This is a genomic window from Emticicia agri (genome assembly GCF_004168285.1).
GTDB lineage: Bacteria > Bacteroidota > Bacteroidia > Cytophagales > Spirosomataceae > Emticicia > Emticicia agri.
In genome coordinates this window covers 108,324-131,506 of sequence record NZ_SEWF01000017.1, presented here as the reverse complement: position 1 = coordinate 131,506, position 23,183 = coordinate 108,324, and the positions used below count along the sequence as shown (strand labels likewise).

Genomic DNA, 23,183 nt, shown 5'->3' with positions numbered 1-23,183 from the left:
CCGCATAAAATTCATCCTGAATAGTACGATGGAAACGCTCGCATATACCATTAGTTTGAGGACTTTTGGCCTTAGTTTTAGTATGGTCAATATCTTCTATAGCCAAATATAATTGATATTCGTGTTGCTCCCTATTACCACAATATTCTGTACCCCTATCAGTTAAAACTCTTAGTAGACGAATCTGATTTTGCTCATGAAAAGGAATAACCTTATCATTGAGCATATCAGCGGCTACTAAAGCGTTTTTCCGGTCATAGAGTTTAACAAAAGCTACCTTTGAATAAGTATCTATAAAAGTCTGTTGATAAATATGGCCTACTCCCTTAATATTACCTACGTAATACGTATCCTGTGCTCCTAAATAACCCGGATGATGTGTCTCTATTTCTCCATGAGCCTGTTTCTCAGCTTTGGCTCTTTCTAAGGCTGTTATTTGCTCATCTGTAAGGATAATTCCTTCCTGATTAACCTTCGCTTCCAATGCTTTTAAACGTTTCTTAAAGGTAGCTAAATCATGTCTTAACCAGATTGAACGTACTCCACCAGGAGAGACAACTATACCTTGTTTCTTTAGCTCATTTGATACTCTTAGCTGTCCATAAGCTGGTAAGTCCAATGCCATCTTGACAACGGCTTCTTCTACTAACGTATCTACCCGATTTTTCTCTATGGGTTTTCTGCGACTAATTTCTTGAAGTGCTAATTCACCACCTTGTTCATAGAGTTCCTTGAAGCGATAGAAACTATCTCGACTATAACCCATTACCTTGCAAGCCTTTGAGACATTGCCTAAAACATTGGCAAGTTCTAATACTCCTAACTTGTTCTTGATGATTTTTGCCTGTGTTGTCATTTGATTTAATCTTTAATTTTAAGTTACTAAATAAATCGTAACTGTCAGATTAAATCATGACTATTTCAGATAAATATCCTGCCGTCTCTATTTTTAGAAATGGATTGCAAGCTATTAGTAATTGTATAATTAGCTGGTTTGATTTGAACAAATATTTGTCCTTTATTAAGAAAAAAAATATTCAATAATCCAAATTGTATAGTAGTATACTATGGACTATAATCTTACCACCTAATGTGCTTGTATCAACATCAAAAGGTAGAAAGCCTAATACTTCAATGAATTTTGGATAATTATATACTTTTGGAATTCCTCGGTTATATTCCCAATATACTACTGCTTCCTCGGTTACTTTTAATAATCTTGCAAGCTGTTGTATAGTGAGTTGTAGTTCAATTCTTCTATTCCTGATTTTATCACCAAGTGTTGTTGGTGCTTCAATATAGCCTTTAATTGGTATTCTAAGCGTATTTCGCAAATCGTTAAAAGGCAACGCAGCCCTCGCCAAGCAACAACATCTGGCAGGCTAAAAACGAATGGTTTGGCAGAGAGGTGCTACCGGAATTGAAACGAGTCCTAAATGATATTTTAACTATCCTTAAAACCTCATCAAATGAACTATCCCCATACGGCTGTGCTTTAGAATCAGTGGCTGATAGGATAGCTATTGACTGATAAGTGATTTTCGCCGTATTAGTGGCTATAATGATTACTGATAAGGCATTTGTCCGACCAACGAATGTTTCGGAACATAATTAAGTAACAAAAAGGTAATAAAGCTAAGTAGGGATCTAATAGTGTAACTATATTTGATGCACTACAGAGTATATTCGTAAATACAATATTTGTTAGCTGTAACGTCTAAACTAAAAAATACCACTGCCATTGGCAGTAGTATTTTCTATAATGTACAGTAGGAGAGAGGCTACTTCGTTTTAATTCCACGCCATGACCCCTAATTACACCCCTTTATCTCGGCCTTAAATACACTCCCTGTTTCAACCACAAAACCCGGATTCAGAACAATAGATTTTCCGGCTTCCATTGAAATATTTGGCGACGGGCTGAATGTAGGGCTACCAATCTTCTTGGCAGATTCTTGTATGAGGCTATTTTTTAAACTGTGTCAAGTAAAAGTTTCAGCAAATTTATAACTTTACTTAAACACAGTTTTTTTATGGAATCGAATCAAGACTTCAATTTCGAGGATTTCAAAGCTGAAGCCATCAAAGGGCTTTACTCAGGCAAACCTTTGACAGGCGAAAATGGCATTTTTGCTCCAATGTTAAAGCACTTTTTAGAGCAATCATTGCAAGGAGAAATGGACGCTCATTTGGCCTCAGAACGAGCAAATGGGACAGTCAATAGGCGTAATAGGTCTTCCTTAAAGCGAGTAAAAAGTAGTGCTGGGGAATTTGAACTTCAAACACCCCGAGACCGTTTGGTAAATTTCGAGCCAAACATTGTTCCTAAGCGTCAAGTAGTTCTGACAGAGCAGTTAGAGGGTCAAATTATTTCGATGTATAGCCGAGGGATGACGGGGCCGCCCGTGCGGCTATTCAGAAATAGGCAAACATTTACAGGAAATCTACGCTTACAGCCTATCACCGAGTGAAATTTCGAGCATTACTGACAAGGTTTTGCCAATGCTTCGGGAGTGGCAACAGCGACCCTTATCGAGTATTTATGTAGTAGCATGGCTTGATGCGATGTACTATAAAGTTCGTGTAGATGGAAAAGTAACGACACGAGTACTTTACAGCGTTATTGGGCTTAATTTACAAGGAAAAAAGGAAGTTTTAGGCATATATTTAACCGAAAGTGAGGGTGCGAAATTTTGGCTAAGTGTCTTGCAGGATTTTAGAAATAGAGGGGTAGAGGATATTTTCATCGCTTGTGTAGATGGTCTGAAAGGTTTTCCAGAAGCCATTGAAGTGACATTTCCAAAGGCTCAAACACAACTTTGTGTTGTTCATCAAATCAGAAATTCACTACGTTTTATACCACAGAAACATCTTAAAGAGTTTATTGTTGATTTGAAATCCGTTTATCAAGCACCAACACGCATAATTGGTGAAGAAAATCTATTGAAATTATCAGAAAAATGGAGCAAATCCTATCCAAAGGCTATTGAAGGCTGGGTCAATAACTGGGAAAATTTATCGGTCTTTTTTCAATACTCACGCTCCATTAGAAAAATCATTTATACAACCAATACTATTGAAGCCTATCATCGCCAAATTAGAAAATTAACGAAAACCAAAGGTGCTTTTACCTCTGACAATGCTCTTTTGAAACTAGCATATTTAGGCATCATTAATATGGATAAACTTTGGAATAAAACTGTTTTTTCCTGGAAAGAAATTCTATCGGAAATTACAATTATTTTCGCTGATAGAATTGGCAAACAAGATTTCGAGTTATAAGTTCTGGTTGAAAAAACCAGAACTTATAACTCGCTCAATTAGTTTTGACACAGTTTAAAAAATATTCCCATAGCTTCTTATTTAGAACCAAATAGCTCTGTTCAAAATTATTAATGACCTTGACTTATTGGAGCCAATTACTCCTTTCTCTTTCTTAGTTTCAATTCGGTTTCTCCACTAAATACCTGACCATTCTCGTGTTTGTAGTACTCCATAAAAGTACACAAACTCCTTGCACCTGTTATTGACAAAAGAGCATTAACTTATTTTTTGCTTTTAATGGCATTGTATTCCTCTACTATTTTCTTAATGTCTTTGGCCTGATAGCCTTCACTGCCGATTTTTTTCATTAGTTCGGGTGCATCAGCAAAAAATTCTAAGGCTGTATCCATAAAATCTTCTTCCTGTCCTTTACGTTTACCCATATTTACTTCTTTCCCCGGTGCATTGTCCCATTTCAGATAGTAGTGTTTAGCCAATATGGTTTCATTGACAAAGGTTTGTCGGTTATTTACGGTTTGTACTTGTCGGGTGTGCTCGGTAGCTTCGTAAGAAATCAGGTTTAATATGCCTTTTACTACATAAGCGCCCAGGACAGTTTCTGTTTTCTCTCGCTTTTTGTTAGTTTCTACTTCTATCTGTGCATATTCTCGGGTACCCTCAGGCAGGTTTTTAATAATAGATTGTACCTCTTTATTCTGAATTGTTGACTTTTTACTCGTTTTGGCATCTTTAAAAGTAAAACTTTCATTGGCAATTGGAGAGGTGCTTCCTTTCAGTACAGTGCCATTTTTCAGGGTTATTTCGGTAGAATAATACTTTACTTTTTTGGTAAGTGATGACTGGCAGGCAGATATGCCAAGCAATAGCACAAAGAACAAAGTAAATCGGTTGGTTAATCGGGTAAGAGAAGCGGTCATTGACTGTGTTTATTTCTTTGGTTAAGCCTACGGTAAGGCGAATCATGGTCAAATATAATAAAACTTTGAGTGATTAATAGTAAGGCTTGTAAACAGAACCAGACCTTATGCCCCTATCAACAAATTTCAAAACACGGCAACCAATAGTATTTCTGCATAATTATTCCGCTATTTCAATACTTTTTCACTGATTATCTGTAAATTACATTGAACCTGTTTAAACTTTTTGTTTAGCAACGAGAATGTGCGATTTTTTAATCAGATGAGATTATTTATTGAGTGCGTAGCAGCGCTACGGACGAAATAAATAAGCGAAATATGATTGAAAAATAGCCATTCGCAGTCAAAAGAAATAAGTTTAAATAGGTTCATTGATAATATCAAAAAACTATCGGGCGCAATACGATTGATTAAGGCTGATTTACAAGAAGCTGATGGTCGTGCTGCGCTCTTTTTATTAAAACTCCTTTCAAATTATGAAACAGTTATCCTCTGAAAAACTTCAAAGAATCCAGTCAGTAGATATTCTACGAGGATTGGTGATGGTATTAATGGCGATTGACCACGTACGTGTATATGCGGGCGTTCCGGCCGGTGGTTATACTGCCGACCTGTTTTTTACACGTTGGGTTACTCATTTCTGTGCGCCTTCTTTTGCCTTTTTTGCCGGAACAAGTGCTTTTCTGTACGGACAGAAAATAGCAGATAAAACGCAGCTGATGAAATTTTTATTGACAAGGGGATTATTTCTGGTAGTACTCGAACTAACAGTCGTCCGGTTCTTCTGGACTTTCAGTCTCGATTATAGTTCATTCATATTGGCAGGCGTTATCTGGATGTTGGGTTGGTGTATGGTTTTGTTAGCACTTTTTATCCGGCTCAAGGCAGTGGTTATAGGTATTATTGGCGTGTTGATGATTGCTTTCCAGCAGGTCTTTAGTTATGTGCCAAAACTATTTCCTGAATCTATGCAAAGTTCGGTTGGGTCTATATGGGAGTTTTTTTATCCGGCAGACTTTCAGCCATTAGGCGGCATCGCAGTACTCTATGTATTAATTCCTTGGATTGGTATCATGATGGCAGGTTATGGATTTGGGCTGATTTTATTAAAGAAGCCTGCACTTCGTGATAAAATCTGTTTAGTCATAGGCCTACTGGCCATTATTATATTTGCGATTGTAGGCAGTAGAATAGTCTATTACAACAATAGACCCGGCAATCCGATGCCCTTGTTTTTCAGATTACTCAATCAAAGCAAATATCCGCCTTCGCAACTATATGTACTCATGACTCTGGGGCCTGTTATTGCGCTTGTACCATTGGCTGAAAGACTAAAAGGTTGGTTTACCAATGCTTTGGCCGTTTTCGGGCGTGTGCCAATGTTTTATTACCTCATGCACATTCTGTTGATTCATATTACTGCTTTAATCGTCAATTATCTACGTGACGGAGCCACACATCAGGAATGGTACGTAACTGCTCCTTTTGCGCAAGTACCCGAAACCAACCGATGGCCTTTGTCTTTACTATACCTTGTTTTTCTGATTGATGTCATAATTCTCTATGTAAAGTGCCGTTGGTACGATGCCTATAAAAAAGCACACCCTGAAAAATGGTGGTTGCGGTATTTATAGGTCATATATAAAATGTAATTTTTATGCTTAATTTTTGATTGATACCGTATATTTATTCGTTCTTCATTTAGTTATTACTAATCAAACCTATTTAATTAAATGAAGAACTTTTGCTCTCAAATTGTGATTGCAATAGCTGTTTTTGCTGTAATTTGCTTAGGCTGTCAAGAGAAAAAACAAGATATAGCAGTAGTTAAAGCTGACTCAACTTGCGCACGGATGTTGGGGGTTGATGAAATGATTTACAAGCATGAGCCTATAGATAAGACTTTAAGTTGGATTAAAGACAGATTCCGTTTAGATACAGTAACCAAAGAAAAGGATTTTGAAATCAGGATTTTTCTTGAACAAAATTTTGGAGGGATTTTATATATCAACTATTCATTGGTTAATAACCAATGGAAAGGTTTTCATGTGAGAAATCAGAATAAAATTAACACATTAATACCACCCAAGGGATGGGAAAATTTTACAGAACGCCTTAGAGATTATAACGTTTTCAATTTACTAACGCATAAAGAAATTGAAGATGGCAAGTATGGCAAATACGATATTGGCTTAGCGTATAAATCTACTGATGGTACTCATTATTATGTTGAGATAATAGCAGGCAAGCAATACGAGTTTCGTTATTATGACAACGTTGATATTGACATAGTAAACTATCCACATTTTGTAGAATTACAGCAATTAAGTGAATTTCTTAAACTCGTTATTCCTCATTATGCAGATTTTTTAAAGAATCAAAACGCAGATTGGGAGAAGGTTAGGCGCCGTAATAAATTAATGGATACAGATTCTAATTCATTTATAAGCAGATAAATTGGCTGAATGTATCTGATTTTCTATCTTTGAGCATATCCAAAAATGCAGCAGCCCTCATGACTACCAACCAGCAGATTGACCAGATAATAGCTACTTTATATAATAAACAGGTAAAACAAGGCTTAGAATGGACACAATTGCCCGATTATGAGACACTTTGTAAAGAACTGTTTGCCGATATACCTAATCTGTCAGAAAAACACTATCAGAACCTGCTGTATATGCTGAGCAGTAAACGGCTGATAAATACCCATGCCGAAACACCCGAACAGGCTTATCATCATCAGATAAGTTTACGTCCGGAAGTAATTAGCTGGTATGAAGAATTTCATTCTTACTTTGCCTATTTAGAATATCTTGAACAGCAAAGACAACCCAAAGCCTTTCGTGAAGAGTTAGATGAGGATTTTGATTCAGACCTATCAGAAAGAACGTCTATTTGGGCTAAAATGCCTGTCTGGGCGAAGGTGCTGTTGGTAATAGGTGTGATAGCTGCAATTGTAGTGGTCGCAACGGGTTACAGTGAATAGCTATTTTTCAAATTGTTCAAGCATAATACTAACGGCAAGACAAAAGATTTAAGCCTGCTAATCTATCCTACCAATTCCTCTACATTTTTCTACTATTCCTTTAATCTCAAAATAATTCTTGCAAAACCTTTGCAATGTTCAATCATAATCATTTATTTTAATATCTAAATATTTTAGTTACTAAAATAAATTGATTGATAGTGAATGAATCATTAAGTAATGAGCAGATTGAGACCATCAGCGAATTAGGAAAACTCTTTTCTGATGCTACGATTCTGATGCACGAAGCCATTGCCCGAAAAGCAGGTTTATCAGGTACTGACCATAAGTACTTAGGCATACTGATACAAAAAGGGGCTATTACAGCCGGAGAGTTTGCCCAGTTAACAGGCTTGACAGCCGGAGCTATAACAGGCTTAATGGACAGGCTTGAAAAGAAAAATTTAGCAAAACGTCATTTTGATAAAGATGATAGAAGAAAAATAATGATAGTGCCTGAAACCGAAAATGCCATGCAATTATTAGGAGGTACGTTTGCCATGCTACAAAGCAAAATAGTGGGATTGATTGCCACTTTTTCAGCCGAAGAAAAGGTAATTATTGAAAAATACCTGCGCTCGGCTATGGCTGTAATGAATGAAGTAACCCAGGAATTAAACAACGGACAATAAAATGGAACATATAGCCAAAGATTATATCTCAAGAGGAGCCACCTGGCTTTTTATTACTACCCTTATTTATTTCCTGATGAATGGGGCGCAGATTTTTGAAACTGCCGTAATTGTACCTAAATGGACGGCTGCACCTACTGAATCTTTTCAGTTATTCAAGGGTAAATATGGGCTTGATTTTAAAACATTCTGGATAGCGATGCACTCGGTTCATGAAATAACCTTTATCATGGCCATTGTATTCTGTTGGAAAATAGACCCCATCAGAAACTGGCTGTTGATACTGTTTTTGATTCATTTTGCCGTTAGAGTATGGACATTGGCTTATTTTGCTCCCAATATTATAGAATTTCAGAAAATAGCCAATGCAGGTAGTAACGTAACAGATTTGTTGAGCAGAGCTACACTCTGGCGGACGCTGAATTATGTTCGGGTTGGGATTTTTATTGCTGTTTCTTTAGGCTTGATTCCGCTTTGTATCAAAATGATGAACCTCAAATTTGAGTAAAAGGTATTACTTTAATCCATTGAAGAAATCCTGTACCCAGGTAAGGTTAGCGATTGTTACTAAAACCAATATAAGTGCATAGCCATTCGCTAAGTTTTCTAAAACACCTCCCCAAAATTAAAGTATATATTCCGGGAGCCGTCTCCACCAATGCCGTAATCTATAGCTAAATTTGCCCTTGAAAATTTATTGATACGTATCCGCAGCCCGGCACCTACGGCAGGCATAACTTTCTGAAATTTGTTAGTAGATAGTTCGCTAACTGTTTGCACATTAGAGAAGAGTACCCCTCCAAATAACTGATTTCTGGTAATGGCAAATCTGTATTCAGCTTCAAAATACATCATGTTTTTTCCCCTGTACCGCCCTTGGATAAAACCCCTGCCTGTATTTACGTTTGTATCCCAACCTGTGCTTGGCATATCCAGATAAGGCACCGTGCCACGTGTAAAAAAATTGTACGACCACAAAGCTAATATATGGTCAGAGTTTCGGTTCAGGCTAAAATACTTACGGGCATCAATCAGTAAAGAAGGGTAATCCGTATTACTACCTAATGCTTTAAGGCTTTGTTTAAAAACAACGTTGGCATATATTCCTTGTGTGGCACTCAGAGAATTCGTGCGACTATCGAATAATAAAGCTACTGTCGGGCCTGAGGAAACCGTTTTACCCGAAACTCCCAGCGTGTAATCCGAAATTCGCTCAATAATATTGTCATTGACATAACTTTGTGTTTTCCAATGATAATCATACTGGTAGCCAATACCCATATATAGGTTTTTACCCACACTTTGCATAATGGTCTGGTATAGTTTCAGATACCTGAAATTCATATCAATTGCATCTTTCAAAGAAGTATTCATACCCAGGCCATAGGTGGCCTGAGGGTAATCCATAAAACGCCAGTCGGCTGAGAAATAATATTTGTTGTCTTTAGAGAAATAGCTGGTGGTATATTGCAGGATTGACTGTTTATTCTGTGTATAGGTAGCTACCAGATTGAGCACTGAAACATTGGCATTGGTGTTTCGAATAGCTACATTAGCAATTAATTGCAAAAAAAGATTACTCTGTGGGGCATAGCCGGGGGTAGGCAAAATGGTTACTACTCTGCCGCCTTCTTTCAATGAGGTAGAGTCGCTCTTTCTTGGTTTCTTAAAATGAACTACTTTCCTGAGTATATCAATGGCGTCCCGTTGTTGAGAATAGGGTATCTGAGCCAGGAGAATCGTTGGTACGAAAAACAGGATAATAATAATGCTTACTCGTTTGCTCATAAGGTCAACAGAAGCTTTAATTTAAGTATATGTGGATATAAGAACCATCCGGGCAAAAATTGATGCCTGTCGGTATTATACTTATAAACGAAATAAAACCAAAAAGGTGGCAAAATACCACCTTCTTTGCAAAGATTTTTCTGATATGGCAGAATTCAGCGATGAGCCACCCTAATTAAACGAAATATGCTGCAAGCCTGTAACCTCTATAACAATCGTTTATTAAAGCAACCCACCACTTGATTCCTGACAAATTATTGCTCACCAATCTTCTCTACATTCATTGTTGTACTATCTGTATTTCAGGCAAGCACAAAGCACACCCTTTTACATTTTTCTGTTTTTCATTTTCCGGTTTTTCAGTTTAAAACTCTCCTTTTCCCCTCAATTCACATGATTCTTTACATACTCAGCTAATACTTTATCCATTTCATGAATCGGCATTTCGTCAGACAATTTCACTTTGCTGATTGCTTCTATAAACGGAATCTGGTCTGAGAAAACTTCTTTAATATTAGCGGCAGTCAGTGGATAAATAGCTGATTGACTATTGCGGCTAAAATAGTATTTACCTGCAAATTCATCTTTTATATTGGCTTGGCCTGTTACATCGCCCAACTTATAGAAAATAACAGATAAGCCCTTAGGAGCATAAGCAATAGCATAATCTTCATTATTAAAAGTGCGATAATCCTGGTTATTTTTTCGGAATCCCCAGATTTCAGATTTGGCAAACTTGGTTTTTTCTGCATTTTCTATTAGAATCACCTTGTTGTCAAATTCACGGATATGATTCTCTTTCGATTTTTTATCAAAACCCATTTCCGGAATACCATTCTCAAATTCATCTGCATTTAAGAAAATACCATTCAGCGGAATATCAGAGATAAATGCCGTAGTTGTGTTATTAGTAGCTAATGTAGTAGCAACTGTTTGCGCATTGGCCAGAAAAGGCAAGGCCAAAATGCCAATCATCATGATGTTCTTTTTCATTGTCTTGTTTGCGTTTTAAAATAATATAATGATTTAATCAGAATAGAGTAGAGGTATGTCCTATCATAAAATCTTAGAAACGGTTTGAGTTAAATTTTGAAAATAAAAAAGAACGATTTTTACTTCAAGACAAGATTTAAAAACCGGAGTTTAGCAGCGCTAAATGACGGGTTTTAAAGCGCTGTATTGAACAAAAATCGACTTTTTTAATTCAATAAGATTAACTCAAACAGTTTCTACATTATGGTTTATTCTTTATGGTTGTTTTGATGCGACAAAGTAAAAGAATGTGTTTAAAAGCGATTTTAAATTGATATTAAAGGTAGGTTAAAAACGTAATTCACCGGAAATCTAAGGAGATTCAAAGACAAACATCGGACAGTGCCCGATTTGCCTTTCTGAAAAATATCTCTTTTATTATTATTGAGCTTGTTTTTATGTATTACCTAAAACTATATACAAAGCTGATGCGCTCTAAGAAAACACTAAAAAAAATAGGCTGGGGATTGTTAACTGTTTTTATTTTAATGAATATAGTGGCTTATTTCCATGCGTATAAATTTACACATTTTGCCGATAAGAGCCTTGTGCGAACAAAAAAGAACTGACATGGATGCACAGACTGAAATCTTTAGCTTTTGGTATCAACAATCCAAGACCTACCAATGGGCAATTTCCAACAAAGCCTTACCAGACCATTCAATTAAAAAGTAATAAGATGATTGAATGTTGGTTGATAAAAAGAGAGAATGCTAAAGGAACAGTAGTTTTGTTTCATGGATTTGCCGGAGAGAAATCATCACTTTTAGAAAAGTCGGTTGTTTTTGAACAACTGGGCTATAATACGCTACTGGTTGATTTTATGGGTTCAGGCGGTTCTGAAGGCAACCAGACTACTATTGGTTTCTTTGAAGCAGCAGAAGTAAAAACCTGTGTTGATTTCTGAAAACAAAAGGAGAAAACAAAATTTACTTATGGGGTACATCAATGGGTGCTGTAGCCATCATGAAAGCCATCAGCGACTATGGTATTCAACCCTCAGGTATTATGATTGAATGTCCGTTTGGCTCTATGTATGAGACCGTTTGTGCCAGATTCAGGCTCATGCAAGCACCCACTTTTCCGATGGCAGCTTTACTGGTTTTCTGGGGAGGACTACAAAACAATTTCTGGGCATTCGGACATAACCCAACAAAATATGCCAGAAAAATCACCTGTCCTACACTGTTACTGTATGGTGAATTAGATGATAAGGTAAGCAGGGCAGAAATTGATGAAATACTGGTTAATATTCAAGGCAAGAAACAATTGAAAACCTATCCATTGGCAGGGCATGAAAACTACCTGAATAAATATGAAAGTGAATGGAAAGGAGATATTGCCAATTTCTTGTCAGCGTTCTAAACTTTATTTGACCAACAGAGTTCCAATAGTGGTTAAATAACAGAACTTTGTATAAGATCATTAATCACTATGAACAAGAAAATTCTTTTATACGCATTTATCTATCTGCTTGGATTGAATTTTGTGATGGCACAACCCGTAGCGCAAAAAGTTACTATGCCCCACATACCTGCTTCTCTGGAGTTTGCAGGCGAAAAAGTGCCATTAGAGAATCCTATGATACGTGAGCAACTGGAGCAGGAACTCATTAAAAACGTATATAAACATTCATCAACTTTGATGATACTCAGTCGCGTAGGGCGGTATAAAGAGAAAATAGTGAGTATATTGGCTAAGAATAAAATACCTGAAGATTTCTTTTACCTATCAGTAATTGAAAGCGAGCTATGGCCTTATGCCAATTCGGGTAAGGCGGCAGGTTTCTGGCAGTTCAGAGATACAACAGCCAAAGAATATAAACTGGAAGTAACCAAATTTGTTGATCAGCGCCGTGACCTTGAACTCTCAACACAGGCTGCCTGTAATTTTCTGAATAACTTGAATAAGACTTTCAGAAACTGGACACTGACAGCGGCAGCCTATAATTCAGGCCGTACGGCTATCATGAATACCCTGAAAGCACAGGCGGTGCAATCTTACTACGATTTACACCTGACTTTAGAAACCAACGATTATGTATTCAGGATATTAGCTTTGAAATTGATTTGTGAGAATCCGGCTAATTATGGCTTTGTAGTAACCAAAGCGGAGCCTTTAGAGCCCACAGAAGTGGTAGAAGTGAAGGAAGATGTAGATCTGATAGAATTGGCAAAGAAACATAACATTAACTATAAAACACTGAAATATTATAACCCCTGGCTGGTGTATAATCCGGGTTCTATAAAGTCAGATAAATATTATGAACAAAATAAATTGATGAACGTAATGTTTGAGGTAAAGGAGGGGAAAAGCTATAAGTTTGTGGTGCCCAGGCGGTAACATGAAATACCTGACCCATGCCGTTTCAATCTATTGCGATTCATTAAGCATTAGAAATAAAAATTACTGCGACATAATTGTAAAACATTGTATCTTTCGTAAAAATTAAAGCTGGACTGTCTTACAAACCATTAATGATACGATATTTACGTTTACTCATTTACTTTTGGGCTCTGTCTGCATCAGGGCAGACCTATCATTTTGATATATTAAAGCATCTCAACACCCAGACAGCAGATTCTCACCCTTTTCAGATGGTGAAACTTGATAATCAGGTAGTGGTATTGCAGGAAGGCATCGACACAAGCGATTTTCACCATCATATTCCACCCAGATGGGAACTCTGGAAAAGTAATGGAACAACTACCACTAATTATGCCAATACCACAGCGCTTTACGGATGGTTTAGAGGAGCACAGGTTATTAATAATAAGTTGCTCTTTTTTGATGATTATAGCATAGGTTTATCTGACCCTAATTCATCTCTGATAAAAAAAATTCCGTATACTCCTGGTGGGCAACCTGTTTATTATGTACCTACACCGGTTTCCTTCAATAATAAAATCTTTTTCCAGTCTACTGCCTATAAAAACGGGCAACTAACCGGAAGAGGGTTAGAACTAATGTATTATAATGAAACTACCGACAGTACCTATCTTCTGAAGGATATCTGCCCAACTGAAGGCTCTGTGCCAAGTAATCTTGTAGTGGTAGGTGATAAGCTGTTTTTTGTGGCTGACGATGTAGGGGGAAATTATACATCTAATAGAGAACTATGGGTTACCGATGGTACAAAGAACAGCACAGTTAAGGTAAAAGATATAAACCCTGACGGCTCTGCGTTTAGTTATGATGGCCTTCTGGCAAAATTTGGAAACAAAATAATTTTTAAGGCTTACAACGGCGTAAATAATGCATTGTATGTCTCAGATGGTACTGAAGCAGGTACATATCCGTTTAAGAATATTCAGACATTTTCGGAGGTTCCGAATCAATACATAAATATTTTGGGAATATACGAACTCGGCACTAAGGCATTTCTTTTTATAAATGTAGGAACCAAATATGAAATATGGGTTACCGATGGCACTGATGCCAACACAAGACGTATAGCCTATTATAAGAACTATGGCATATTTGGGCCTAATGAAATTGCCTCTAAAGATGGATACATATTCTTTATTGCAAATGAGACTCTTTATAAAACTGATGGAAATATGGTAGTAATTGTATCAACGGGCCATATTACACCATATGAGAGTTCTTTTAAAATGGTCTATAATCCAGCAAATCAGAATTTATATTTTTCTCATGGCAAAAGTATTTATCAGACTACAGGAGACTATAATGGGACTATCCTGATAAGTGATAAGTTTTATAAAGAGACCTCCTGGGACAATAACCCTATTGAGTTTGAGGTAGTGAATAATAAGGTATTGGCTATATGCCAGCCAACGTATTTTGATTTTGGGAAGGAGTTGTATGAAGTACGGTCTGACACCATTAAAATAGTATGTGATTTCCGTAAGCAATCAAACGCACCATACATTTCTCCAATTTTTAATCATCAAGGTAAAACCTACTTTTCAGCGAAAGATGGACGGATGGAATACCCTAAAATATTTGAAACCGATGGAACGCCTGAAAATACAAGGGGCGTACCAGCAAAAACCTATCAACCAACGGAGACCAGTTTTAAGCTGAATAACTCCTTGTATTTTCTGGAATATGAGGTACTGAAAAAAGCCAATTTTGCTGCCGGAGTGAGCGATACCATTAAGATTTTGCCTTATCAGAGCTGCACTATCCGCCCGGTTTTCGACGAAAATAAGGCCTATTTTTTAACGTTTAGTGGTTATTCGTATCAATACAGCTTATGGCGTACGCAAGGAACGGAAGCTACTACACAAATGATATATACTTTTGTTGATTCCCAACTGTTATTTATGCATATAAGTACAGAAGGGTTGTACATATTTACCCAAGGTTCCGGCAGTATGAAAGTATGGTTATTAAGACCTAACTCTACTATCCCTGAATTATTAAAGTCGACTAATTTTTTTGCTATTGGCCATGTGAATCTCTATCCCTCCTTTCGAAATAAAACTGCATTTGTCATATCAGGTGGCTCAGAAAGGCAGATCTGGCTATCTGATGGCACAACAGAAGGTACAATTCTGGTAAAGACCCTTGGAATGAATAATTCTAATGAAGAGAGCGATGTTTATTTTACACCCGATTATTTTTATTACTTAAGATCACCTTATGGTGCAGGGTCAACCTTATGGAGGTCAGATGGAACGAATGAAAATGTGGTGTATAATATATCAGGTACAGGTGAAGAGCAAACAGGGACAGGTATTTTAGCCCTATGCAATAACATACTTTATATAGGCCTGAATAAAGATTACAGCGAGTTTGGCTATCTTTATAAATACGATATTACAACTGGCGAGGGTTCGTGGCTGAAACAGGTAGGAAAGTTTAAGCGAAGAGATTTTATAGGTTTAGAAAACAATATGATTTTTTCTACTTTAGGCAATGGTAGTGAAGGTACTGATAATATGCGTAAAAACTATTTATTTTTAAGCAATGGAACAGTAGAAGGCACAAAGATGATAATCACGCTTGAAAAAGATGAGTATTGGTATGGCAGATTTCCAAGTACAGGAACTTATCCATTGAGTGAAAAAGAAATTCTTGTATCAGTAAGTGATGATTTTTATAACCAGGAATGGTTTGTTTTCAGAATCTGTAGAAATGAATTAAGTTTAAGCGGTATTAGCACCCAATCAAAAACTGAGCGGTCTGCCAGTATCATTGTCTCTACTGAAAAATTGACCGGGAACGCACACATTAATTATTATGCCCCCAATAGCATTATCCTTAACCCGGGATTCACGACAAGTACTTCCGGCATATCTTCAGGTATATTTAAAGCTGAAATAAATAATAACACATGTAATTTCAGAAATTGAAAATCAAGATGATTGCCATATTTGAAGAAGGTAATCAGCAATTATTATTAAAAAAAATTAAAAATTCCCTTTTTTGTAGAAGAATTTTCTCGAAAAAATTCTATTTGTTTAAACAAAATTGTTTGGCAAAAATCCCTCTCCATATAATTACCAAGTACAAAATTAACTTTCTTTGATAAAACACGATTTTTGCACTGAATTGATAGATATGAAAGGTTTTTGGTAGAAACATATTCAAATTTTAATGTTTCTTATTTGAAAAATTTTATTCTTATTTTTTTTGGCATGAAAACTGCTTAAAATAGTACAAAATAACTGATTTTAGGAGGGGAGAATTTTTTTTTTCAATATTATGATACTTTCTTTGGAAAATACAAAAAAATAAAATAAAATTTGTAATCAGTCTATCCTTAGACTGATTACAGCAAAAGTTGTTTTAGAAAGTCGTAAGATTTTATCTTACGATTTTTCTTTTTTATAGACTGCCTATTACTCATCAATAAAAAAGCCAAAGCCCTGTTTTTATACAGGCTTTGGCTTGCTTTGTTTTCTGGCGATTCGGATTGGCAAAGCTAAAAAATCAGCTCACTTTCTATGATTAGCAAAAGTCATTTGAGAAAATCGTCGGGTCAACACAAGTCATCTCATCTACAAAATTTAGTTTTTTATTTTAAAAAAACAACAATTTGTCGTATTTTTTTAAGTACTTCTTGTTAAGTTTTATGCAAGACTGTAGGAGCTACGGAAGGAATTGGTATATATACGTATTCTGTCTTTGAATAGTTATAAATATGCTATCAAACCCGTTAATTTCTATGGGTATGCTGCCTATTCAAATCAGAAATTTATCAAGTGAAACGAAACCTTTTTTATTGAACAGTTGTAACTTATTTAATAGGAGTAAAACCTCATGACAACTTTTCTACCATTGAGTCTTTAGCCTATTATTACTAATTTTATATGAATAAATACCAACTTGCTGAAATTAATATTGCCCGTATGAAAGGGGTGAATATCAATGACCCCGTGATGAAGGAATTTGTTGATAATTTAGATGCCATTAATGCGCTGGCTGAAAACAGCGAGGGTTTTGTATGGAGACTAAAAGACGATAACAATAATGCTACTAACATTAATCCTTATGACGATGAGCGGGTAATTATCAATGTATCGGTATGGGAGTCAGTAGAGACGCTTGAAAGATATGTTTATAAGAGCCTGCATACTGATTTTCTGAAACGCAGAAAAGAATGGTTTCATCATTTCGGGAAGGTTTATACAGCCCTATGGTGGATACCTGCCGGACAATACCCAGCAGTAGAAGAAGCAGTAGCAAAACTGGATTACCTGCAAAAAAATGGAGCATCTTCTTTAGTTTTTGATTTCAGAAATAGATTTTTACCGGATACTCAGTGAAAGGGGAGGCTATCAAGTAGAGGCTACTATGTAATTAGCTGTAATCTCTAAAATTCAGAAAACTTTATATACAAACGCTAAATCTCACAATGAAAAACCTGATAATAAGACCTGCACAAAAAGAGGAAATAGACATACTTATAACCTTTGAACAAGGCATTGTTGAAACCGAACGCCCGATGGACAGCACCTTGAAAGACGATGAAATCCATTATTACGATTTAACCTATTTAATAGAAACACCCATTGCTGAGGTGGTAGTAGCTGAAATAGACGGCCAGTTAGTGGGTTCGGGTTATGCCTTAATAAAAGAAGCCAAGCCTTATCAGAAACATACACATTATGCCTATCTCGGATTTATGTACGTAAAACCCGAATACAGAGGGAAAGGTGTAAATAAGGCTATTTTAGAATCGCTCAAACAATGGGCTATTAATAAAAATATCAGAGAGATTCGTCTGGAAGTATATCAAGAGAATATAGGGGCAAAAAAGGCGTATGAAAAAGCAGGATTTAAAGGCAATTTATTAGAAATGCGTATGAGTTTAGAGTAGATACTGAGGAGGTCAATGATTTTAAAGCAATTCAGATGGAAAAAGATTTTATACCAGTTGACAAGCAAAATGCCTCGCATTATTTGTGGGGAGATAGTTGTGATAGCTGGGTATTGGTTGACAGTGCAGGTTTATCGGTCAAGCAGGAGGCTATGCCCGGTGGTACGAGAGAAAAATTGCATTTTCATACCAAGGCCCAACAGTTTTTCTTTATTCTGAAAGGTACCGCTACATTTTATCCGGCAGGAGAAAAGATACTGGTGAGTGAGCAAAAAGGTTTGCTGATAAAGGCGGGTACTGAGCATTATATTGCCAATGAAACGAATGAGTTGCTTGAATTTCTGGTGATTTCTCAACCAACTACCAATAACGACAGAACCACACTTGAATAGCCTGAGCGTATATTCAACAAAAGTAAGAAGAAAAGCCAAACAGGAAACAGAGGGGGGCTGACAGATTTATTAAACGAATCGGTTTCTTGTTCACTTGATATAGAAAAAATCTGTATAAAAGTAAAAGCTGTTGGCTTTGTTCACAATGCCAACAGCTTTTGTTTATGGTTTGCCTCTTTATGCTAAAAATCAGCTGTAGAATTTACTATCAAAGACCTATAGATGATGCTTTTATTAACGCCTCCACCTGTACCCATTACCACGTTATCGGGGTAGTTGCCACCTAAAATAATTACTCTTCCATTATTAGGTGTATTGGTTTGAGCCTGAGAAAAATTGTAATAGGGTCTGGTTGTTAAGCCTGTAGTATTGCTAGCTCCTCTATACATATATCTGGTACCAGTAGCGTGATTATATAAAAACAACCCTCCGTTTCCATAAACATTATCAACTCCCCCTGCTCCCCAATCTTTATACAATTGCGCTTTTCTTAAAAGAATTTGCCTGACCCCACTGGCATCTAAATAAGAATTGGCCGACCAGAATGCCGCAGCCATACCGGCTGCATTTGGCGTTGCACAACTGGTACCGCCAAAATCGCCACCATAAACAAAGGTAGTTGTATTGGTGGGTGCACTTATTTTTGGAGCTAAATTACCACTATTGGTAGGCCCCTGGCTACTATAACCTGCTATAATGCCCGTTGTACCCGAAGCAGAGCCATACGATAGTCTGGGAACAGCACCCACCGAAAGTACATTGGCATTGGTTGAATTGGAAGGAGAAGTATTAGAGCCTGCCTCTACTGCATATTGATAGGCTGAACCATCGTCATGGCTGAATATTTCGAATACAGGAGAGGCACTGCCAATCTTACGGACAGCTATACCTATACTAACAGACGAACCAGTGCTATTAGTCCAGCCTGCCGCCTCAAAAGTAAGACCTGAATTAGTGCTTGAGGCAAGAATAGCATTGTCAGAGATTCGATAGATATAAACATCATAATCAGAATTAGCTACAGGATTCCAGGCTAAAGTAACACCGGCATAACCACCATTAGGTACTGTTCTGGTATTTAGTTCGTCTGTCCCGGAAAATTGATGCCATCCATTACCATTACCATCGCTGAAATTACCTTCCCAATGCGTATCAGCTCTATTGCCACAAGAGGTAAAGAAAAGTATGCCATTGTTGCCTGCGTCAGCAGCAGCAGCACAGGCAGCACCTGTATTGTCAGCCCAACCGGTATTATAAGTAGATAACGACATAGAAATTACATCAACTCCATGTGCTTTGCATAACGTTACAGCAGCACCTTTTTCTGTATCATTGGCTACATCATATAATTCATAGACTGAGTCTGGTGCATGGTCGAATACCGTTTCAACACAGGCCGTGCCGTGTACTGAACCAACACTCATAGCCGCTACTGTATTTATCTGGGAGCCACTACGCCACATATAGGCAGGCGTAGGACAGTGGCCGTTAGTAACAGCAGAAGAAAGACTTCCAAATCCTGAATCAAAGATGGCAATCCTGATACCAGAACCTCCTACCGATGAATAACTATCAGAGTTCATCAAGGTTGGCCCCTGATTGTCATGGTAAATTTTCCGTACAGCAAACATGAAATAGTCTTTGTCAAGTTTACTACCCAGGGTCATTATTTCGTTTGCTTTCAGCCATATACTGGCCCGGTTTTTCCATTGCGTTTCTACTTTAAACCCAAGTTTTTCCAGATATTCAACACTGATTTCGTCTTTTATTTCTTCGGCGGCATAATCGTTTTTATAGACAATTTCTACATTTACGTATTTTTCTCCTAACTCATTTTGTCTGGTACGTAATCCGCTATCCTGCATTCTAAGTTCAGCATTGGCCACACTTGTAAGAGCTATCTGCCCAATCTGGTATAATGAAGCATCAATTCTTAGATTTTCGGGAACATTTTGTAGTGTCGGGGCATTTGTTAAAGTCTGTGCATAACTCCCCATGCAGATGCTCATACTTATTGCTATGATGAATTTTTTCATGGTTGGTTACATTATTATTTTACACCTAAAAGAACTAACACCAAGCCTGTATTATTATCTAAGCCAGTAAGCGCTTTACCAATAATAGCTCCCTGGGCTTTTTTATAATTTGAGACTTTCATGGCATAGCCGGCTTTATCCGAAGTAGTCAGTAAATCGCCGGGTTTGATAGCCGCCTTAGAGGCGTCAGCTTTTACATATACACGGCCATTAATAGCAATCGGATAATCGCCGCTTACGGCCTGATTGTCTTTCTGATGGAGCATCAACCCTGCTGATACACCATTAGCCCCACTTACAATACCTACCACATTTTTATCATAAGCTTTGCCGGAAATGCCAAGATTACCGCTATTATCGCTTAAAACAGATACTACTGTGCCTGCCTCTACTTTTTCTTCAGCTTTGATATTAAAGTATTCGGCTAAATCAGCCCCTCCTTTTATCTGAAGTTCATCAACCACAATTCGGCTTTTGCCACTACCACTCCAGTCGCCGTCTATTTCAAGGGTTCTTGCACCTGTTGATGGGACATAAAAATTCATTTCTCCGGCGCTGGCTGCTGCATCAGAGGCTCTTATCTCTACCGATTTTACGCCGGTATTAGTGTACATAATCATTTCCCCGGCACTTCCTGTTCCAAGTGCTTTAACCAATACTTTATCTGTTGAGCTGGTTTCTAATAGTAAATTCCCATCTCTTATATTTAATTTTTCTGATGGTGTAGAAGCTCCTAATCCTACATTGCCATTACCTACGGCATTAATTACGTAGGGCAAGTTATTATATTCTATTCTCCAATAATTAGAGGCCTCGCTTGCGCTATTCAGGTAACTTTGCGCAACCCATCTGTTCGAATTTTCATCAGTTGTCCAGTTTATTCTTGAGAAACTACCACCTGTTGAATTAATTCTTATATGCGGATTAACATCACTACCTGCATGGTTAATATGCAATTTAGCTACCGGGCTAAATGTGCCAATACCTACTGATTTGTTTACTAAGTCGAATGTCGCCACATTTACACTGTCGCCAATAAAATTAAATTTATCACCTACGTCTGCATATTGCAATCCCCAATCTGTGTTGAAGGGACTATGTTGAAGCACCATTTTTGGGGGGTTTGAAATACCAGTTTTGAAGATATTTACTACTGGTTTTGTGCCAGAGTTAGAAAGGATATTACCTTCGTTTGTATCACCGGGCAAAATTGTTACTGATTGGGCATCTGAAAAATAGATAACACCAAAATAACATAAAGCGAGTAGAAATGATTTTTTCATAAGAATATTGTAGATTTGAGTAAATACTTGCACAAATATTCTATAATGTTTATCGCATTTGCCGTTATTATTTATTAAATGGCAAAAGTATTTACTTAATGGTTGAAGAAAAGTGAGGTTTTGTCGCTGTATTAAATTGGTTCATCTGGTTTTAAACAGATATACTGAAAGTTATAGTGTGGTTATTAAGGCTAAAATAAGGTATTGTCTTTAGTAAAGTCAGCCCATAAAAAAGGTAAAGACGCAAAAATAGCGTCTTTACGAAGTAAACAAACTTTTAAAACAAAACTACGAGAATTATAAAGAGAAAGTTTTATAGCATATTGTTTAATTGGCTAAAGCAATACTATGAAAATAGTATTGCTCATTCAGTATAAAATTAGGTTAATAAAGGAGCAAATCACGTTTGCAACCTGCTTCTTTTGTAAATATAAAAAAGTTAAAGCGGTTTAGTAAATTTCAAGAGATTTTTCTTTGAAAAAATTATTAAAGGGTTTTGTTGCCCTAAGAATCCTATACTATTGACAAAGTTGTTCAGGATTTTAATTTCTTTTTAAAATTGAGATGTTTTGAGGGGTCTAAATCATTAGTACTGCATCATTTGCAAACACATGAAGCTAAAAGAGGGAAATAGGCTGAAATTGAGCAGTTTTGCTTGATAGAGTCAACAGATAGAAGTAAATTTAGGTATAATAACGATACAGCCTATACGCTAAATTATATAAAGTTTTAAGGCAATACAGCACTTTCGGCATCGCTTAGAATTTTCGCTAATGTCTTTTCATCTATCTTAGACAACTTTTCTAAGGCTTTTATATAAATATCATTTTCATTGATTCGCTCAAAGTCTCCGTTTACAAAGTGGCCTTTGTTTTCTTTCTTCAAAACACTGAGAATAGATTTAGGATTCATATTAATTACTTTCATTTTATCGCCGTGAAAAACTAAGTAATAAATTTCTTTATTGCCGATTTCTCCATCATATTTCTGATTACTTCTGCCATAGCCACTCCCGGCAATAGAATTATTGATTAATACAGGAACTAAACTACGCTCATATCGTTTCAAAAACTTTACCTTCCCGCCAAAGAGTTGCTCATAATACCGGTCTTTAATATTTACAAATTCGTGTCCGGCAAGTGTGAAATTTATTCTTCTGAGTGGTGTGATTTTGTCTGCCAATTGAGCCAGAATTTCATCATTTGCCAGATTTAATAGAACAGGTGCAGTAATCGGGGCAGTAGAGCTATCAACAGAAAAAGTAACAGGCTGAAAAGTATCGATAAAAAACGGACTGCCCAAAAAAGAAACTGAACGAGGTGCCAGGCTCGACCCTGAGTCTCCTGTCTGGGCTTTTACCTCAACTGTTGTTACTTTTTTCCCATCTATTATTTCTACTTTGGGCATCTGTGAGCTTAAAAGAACATTGAGATTTTGGGCATAAGTGCCCGAAAATGCCATAAAAGCTATCAGCAAAAATAGTATCTTGTTCATACGTT

The 23,183-nt window shown here is 36.8% G+C and carries 22 protein-coding genes and 1 pseudogene; 14 read left to right on the top strand and 9 right to left on the bottom strand.

Annotated features, from left to right (window positions below; translation table 11 throughout):
* From EWM59_RS13410 to EWM59_RS28785, 3 genes are all read right to left on the bottom strand, one after another.
* Positions 1-856 (bottom strand): IS481 family transposase (locus EWM59_RS13410; RefSeq protein ID WP_130021487.1); only part of this gene is annotated, 856 nt, incomplete at its 3' end.
* 181 nt (positions 857-1,037) lie between these two features.
* Positions 1,038-1,334 carry a helix-turn-helix domain-containing protein gene (locus EWM59_RS13405; protein ID WP_130021486.1) on the bottom strand — a complete coding sequence of 99 codons (297 nt, stop codon included), beginning with the start codon at positions 1,332-1,334 and terminating at the stop codon, positions 1,038-1,040.
* A gap of 477 nt (positions 1,335-1,811) precedes the next feature.
* Positions 1,812-1,940, bottom strand: coding sequence for a 3-coathanger stack domain-containing protein (locus tag EWM59_RS28785; protein ID WP_374755948.1), 129 nt, complete (start codon positions 1,938-1,940; stop codon positions 1,812-1,814).
* 93 nt (positions 1,941-2,033) lie between these two features.
* Between EWM59_RS28785 and EWM59_RS13395 the strand changes: the two are divergent.
* Positions 2,034-3,282, top strand: a pseudogene (locus EWM59_RS13395) (IS256 family transposase).
* 263 nt (positions 3,283-3,545) lie between these two features.
* On the opposite strand, the gene EWM59_RS13390 reads toward EWM59_RS13395, so the two are convergent.
* Positions 3,546-4,202, bottom strand: coding sequence for a hypothetical protein (locus EWM59_RS13390; RefSeq protein ID WP_130021485.1), 657 nt, complete (start codon positions 4,200-4,202; stop codon positions 3,546-3,548).
* A 476-nt stretch (positions 4,203-4,678) separates the two neighbouring features.
* On the opposite strand from EWM59_RS13390, the gene EWM59_RS13385 reads away from it, so the two are divergent.
* The 5 genes from EWM59_RS13385 to EWM59_RS13365 all read left to right on the top strand — a co-directional run bounded on the left by EWM59_RS13385 (position 4,679) and on the right by EWM59_RS13365 (position 8,370).
* Positions 4,679-5,836, top strand: coding sequence for an acetyltransferase domain-containing protein (locus EWM59_RS13385; RefSeq protein WP_130021484.1), 1,158 nt, complete (start codon positions 4,679-4,681; stop codon positions 5,834-5,836).
* Between the two features lie 99 nt (positions 5,837-5,935).
* The gene (locus tag EWM59_RS13380) at positions 5,936-6,658 is read left to right on the top strand and encodes a hypothetical protein (RefSeq protein ID WP_130021483.1); all 723 of its coding nucleotides are present in this window, start codon (positions 5,936-5,938) and stop codon (positions 6,656-6,658) included.
* 59 nt (positions 6,659-6,717) lie between these two features.
* Positions 6,718-7,191 carry a hypothetical protein gene (locus tag EWM59_RS13375; RefSeq protein ID WP_130021482.1) on the top strand — a complete coding sequence of 158 codons (474 nt, stop codon included), beginning with the start codon at positions 6,718-6,720 and terminating at the stop codon, positions 7,189-7,191.
* Positions 7,192-7,391: 200 nt separating this feature from the next.
* The gene (locus EWM59_RS13370; protein WP_229239357.1) at positions 7,392-7,862 is read left to right on the top strand and encodes a MarR family winged helix-turn-helix transcriptional regulator; all 471 of its coding nucleotides are present in this window, start codon (positions 7,392-7,394) and stop codon (positions 7,860-7,862) included.
* A 1-nt stretch (position 7,863) separates the two neighbouring features.
* Complete coding sequence (locus EWM59_RS13365; protein ID WP_130021481.1) at positions 7,864-8,370, top strand: transposase; 507 nt, start codon at positions 7,864-7,866, stop codon at positions 8,368-8,370.
* A gap of 98 nt (positions 8,371-8,468) precedes the next feature.
* Here the strand turns inward: EWM59_RS13365 and EWM59_RS13360 are convergent, their stop codons facing one another.
* Positions 8,469-9,650, bottom strand: a complete 1,182-nt coding sequence (locus EWM59_RS13360; RefSeq protein ID WP_130021480.1) for a BamA/TamA family outer membrane protein — start codon at positions 9,648-9,650, stop codon at positions 8,469-8,471.
* Between the two features lie 31 nt (positions 9,651-9,681).
* On the opposite strand from EWM59_RS13360, the gene EWM59_RS27630 reads away from it, so the two are divergent.
* Positions 9,682-9,825 (top strand): hypothetical protein, encoded by a 144-nt coding sequence (locus tag EWM59_RS27630; RefSeq protein WP_165372172.1) that lies wholly within the window; start codon positions 9,682-9,684, stop codon positions 9,823-9,825.
* Positions 9,826-10,034: 209 nt separating this feature from the next.
* Here the strand turns inward: EWM59_RS27630 and EWM59_RS13355 are convergent, their stop codons facing one another.
* Positions 10,035-10,643 (bottom strand): hypothetical protein, encoded by a 609-nt coding sequence (locus EWM59_RS13355; RefSeq protein WP_130021479.1) that lies wholly within the window; start codon positions 10,641-10,643, stop codon positions 10,035-10,037.
* Between the two features lie 613 nt (positions 10,644-11,256).
* On the opposite strand from EWM59_RS13355, the gene EWM59_RS13350 reads away from it, so the two are divergent.
* The 7 genes from EWM59_RS13350 (at position 11,257) to EWM59_RS13320 (ending at position 18,365) form a co-directional block, all read left to right on the top strand.
* The gene (locus EWM59_RS13350) at positions 11,257-11,589 is read left to right on the top strand and encodes an alpha/beta hydrolase family protein (protein ID WP_130021478.1); all 333 of its coding nucleotides are present in this window, start codon (positions 11,257-11,259) and stop codon (positions 11,587-11,589) included.
* A gap of 41 nt (positions 11,590-11,630) precedes the next feature.
* A complete protein-coding gene (locus EWM59_RS13345; RefSeq protein WP_130021477.1) occupies positions 11,631-12,047 on the top strand; it encodes an alpha/beta hydrolase family protein in 417 nt (138 codons plus the stop codon).
* Between the two features lie 69 nt (positions 12,048-12,116).
* Positions 12,117-13,025: a lytic transglycosylase domain-containing protein gene (locus EWM59_RS13340; RefSeq protein ID WP_130021476.1), complete on the top strand. Its 909-nt coding sequence runs from the start codon at positions 12,117-12,119 to the stop codon at positions 13,023-13,025.
* Positions 13,026-13,159: 134 nt separating this feature from the next.
* Entirely contained in the window at positions 13,160-16,003 is a 2,844-nt protein-coding gene (locus tag EWM59_RS13335; protein ID WP_130021475.1) for a hypothetical protein, read from the top strand.
* Between the two features lie 960 nt (positions 16,004-16,963).
* Complete coding sequence (locus EWM59_RS13330) at positions 16,964-17,419, top strand: DUF3291 domain-containing protein (RefSeq protein WP_130021474.1); 456 nt, start codon at positions 16,964-16,966, stop codon at positions 17,417-17,419.
* Positions 17,420-17,508: 89 nt separating this feature from the next.
* Positions 17,509-17,973 (top strand): GNAT family N-acetyltransferase, encoded by a 465-nt coding sequence (locus tag EWM59_RS13325; RefSeq protein WP_130021473.1) that lies wholly within the window; start codon positions 17,509-17,511, stop codon positions 17,971-17,973.
* A 35-nt stretch (positions 17,974-18,008) separates the two neighbouring features.
* The gene (locus EWM59_RS13320; RefSeq protein WP_130021472.1) at positions 18,009-18,365 is read left to right on the top strand and encodes a cupin domain-containing protein; all 357 of its coding nucleotides are present in this window, start codon (positions 18,009-18,011) and stop codon (positions 18,363-18,365) included.
* A 182-nt stretch (positions 18,366-18,547) separates the two neighbouring features.
* Here the strand turns inward: EWM59_RS13320 and EWM59_RS13315 are convergent, their stop codons facing one another.
* From EWM59_RS13315 to EWM59_RS13305, 3 genes are all read right to left on the bottom strand, one after another.
* Positions 18,548-20,401: a S8 family serine peptidase gene (locus EWM59_RS13315; protein ID WP_130021471.1), complete on the bottom strand. Its 1,854-nt coding sequence runs from the start codon at positions 20,399-20,401 to the stop codon at positions 18,548-18,550.
* Between the two features lie 14 nt (positions 20,402-20,415).
* Positions 20,416-21,684, bottom strand: coding sequence for a hypothetical protein (locus EWM59_RS13310; RefSeq protein ID WP_130021470.1), 1,269 nt, complete (start codon positions 21,682-21,684; stop codon positions 20,416-20,418).
* 729 nt (positions 21,685-22,413) lie between these two features.
* Positions 22,414-23,178 (bottom strand): hypothetical protein, encoded by a 765-nt coding sequence (locus tag EWM59_RS13305; RefSeq protein WP_130021469.1) that lies wholly within the window; start codon positions 23,176-23,178, stop codon positions 22,414-22,416.
* Between the last annotated feature and the right edge of the window lie 5 nt (positions 23,179-23,183).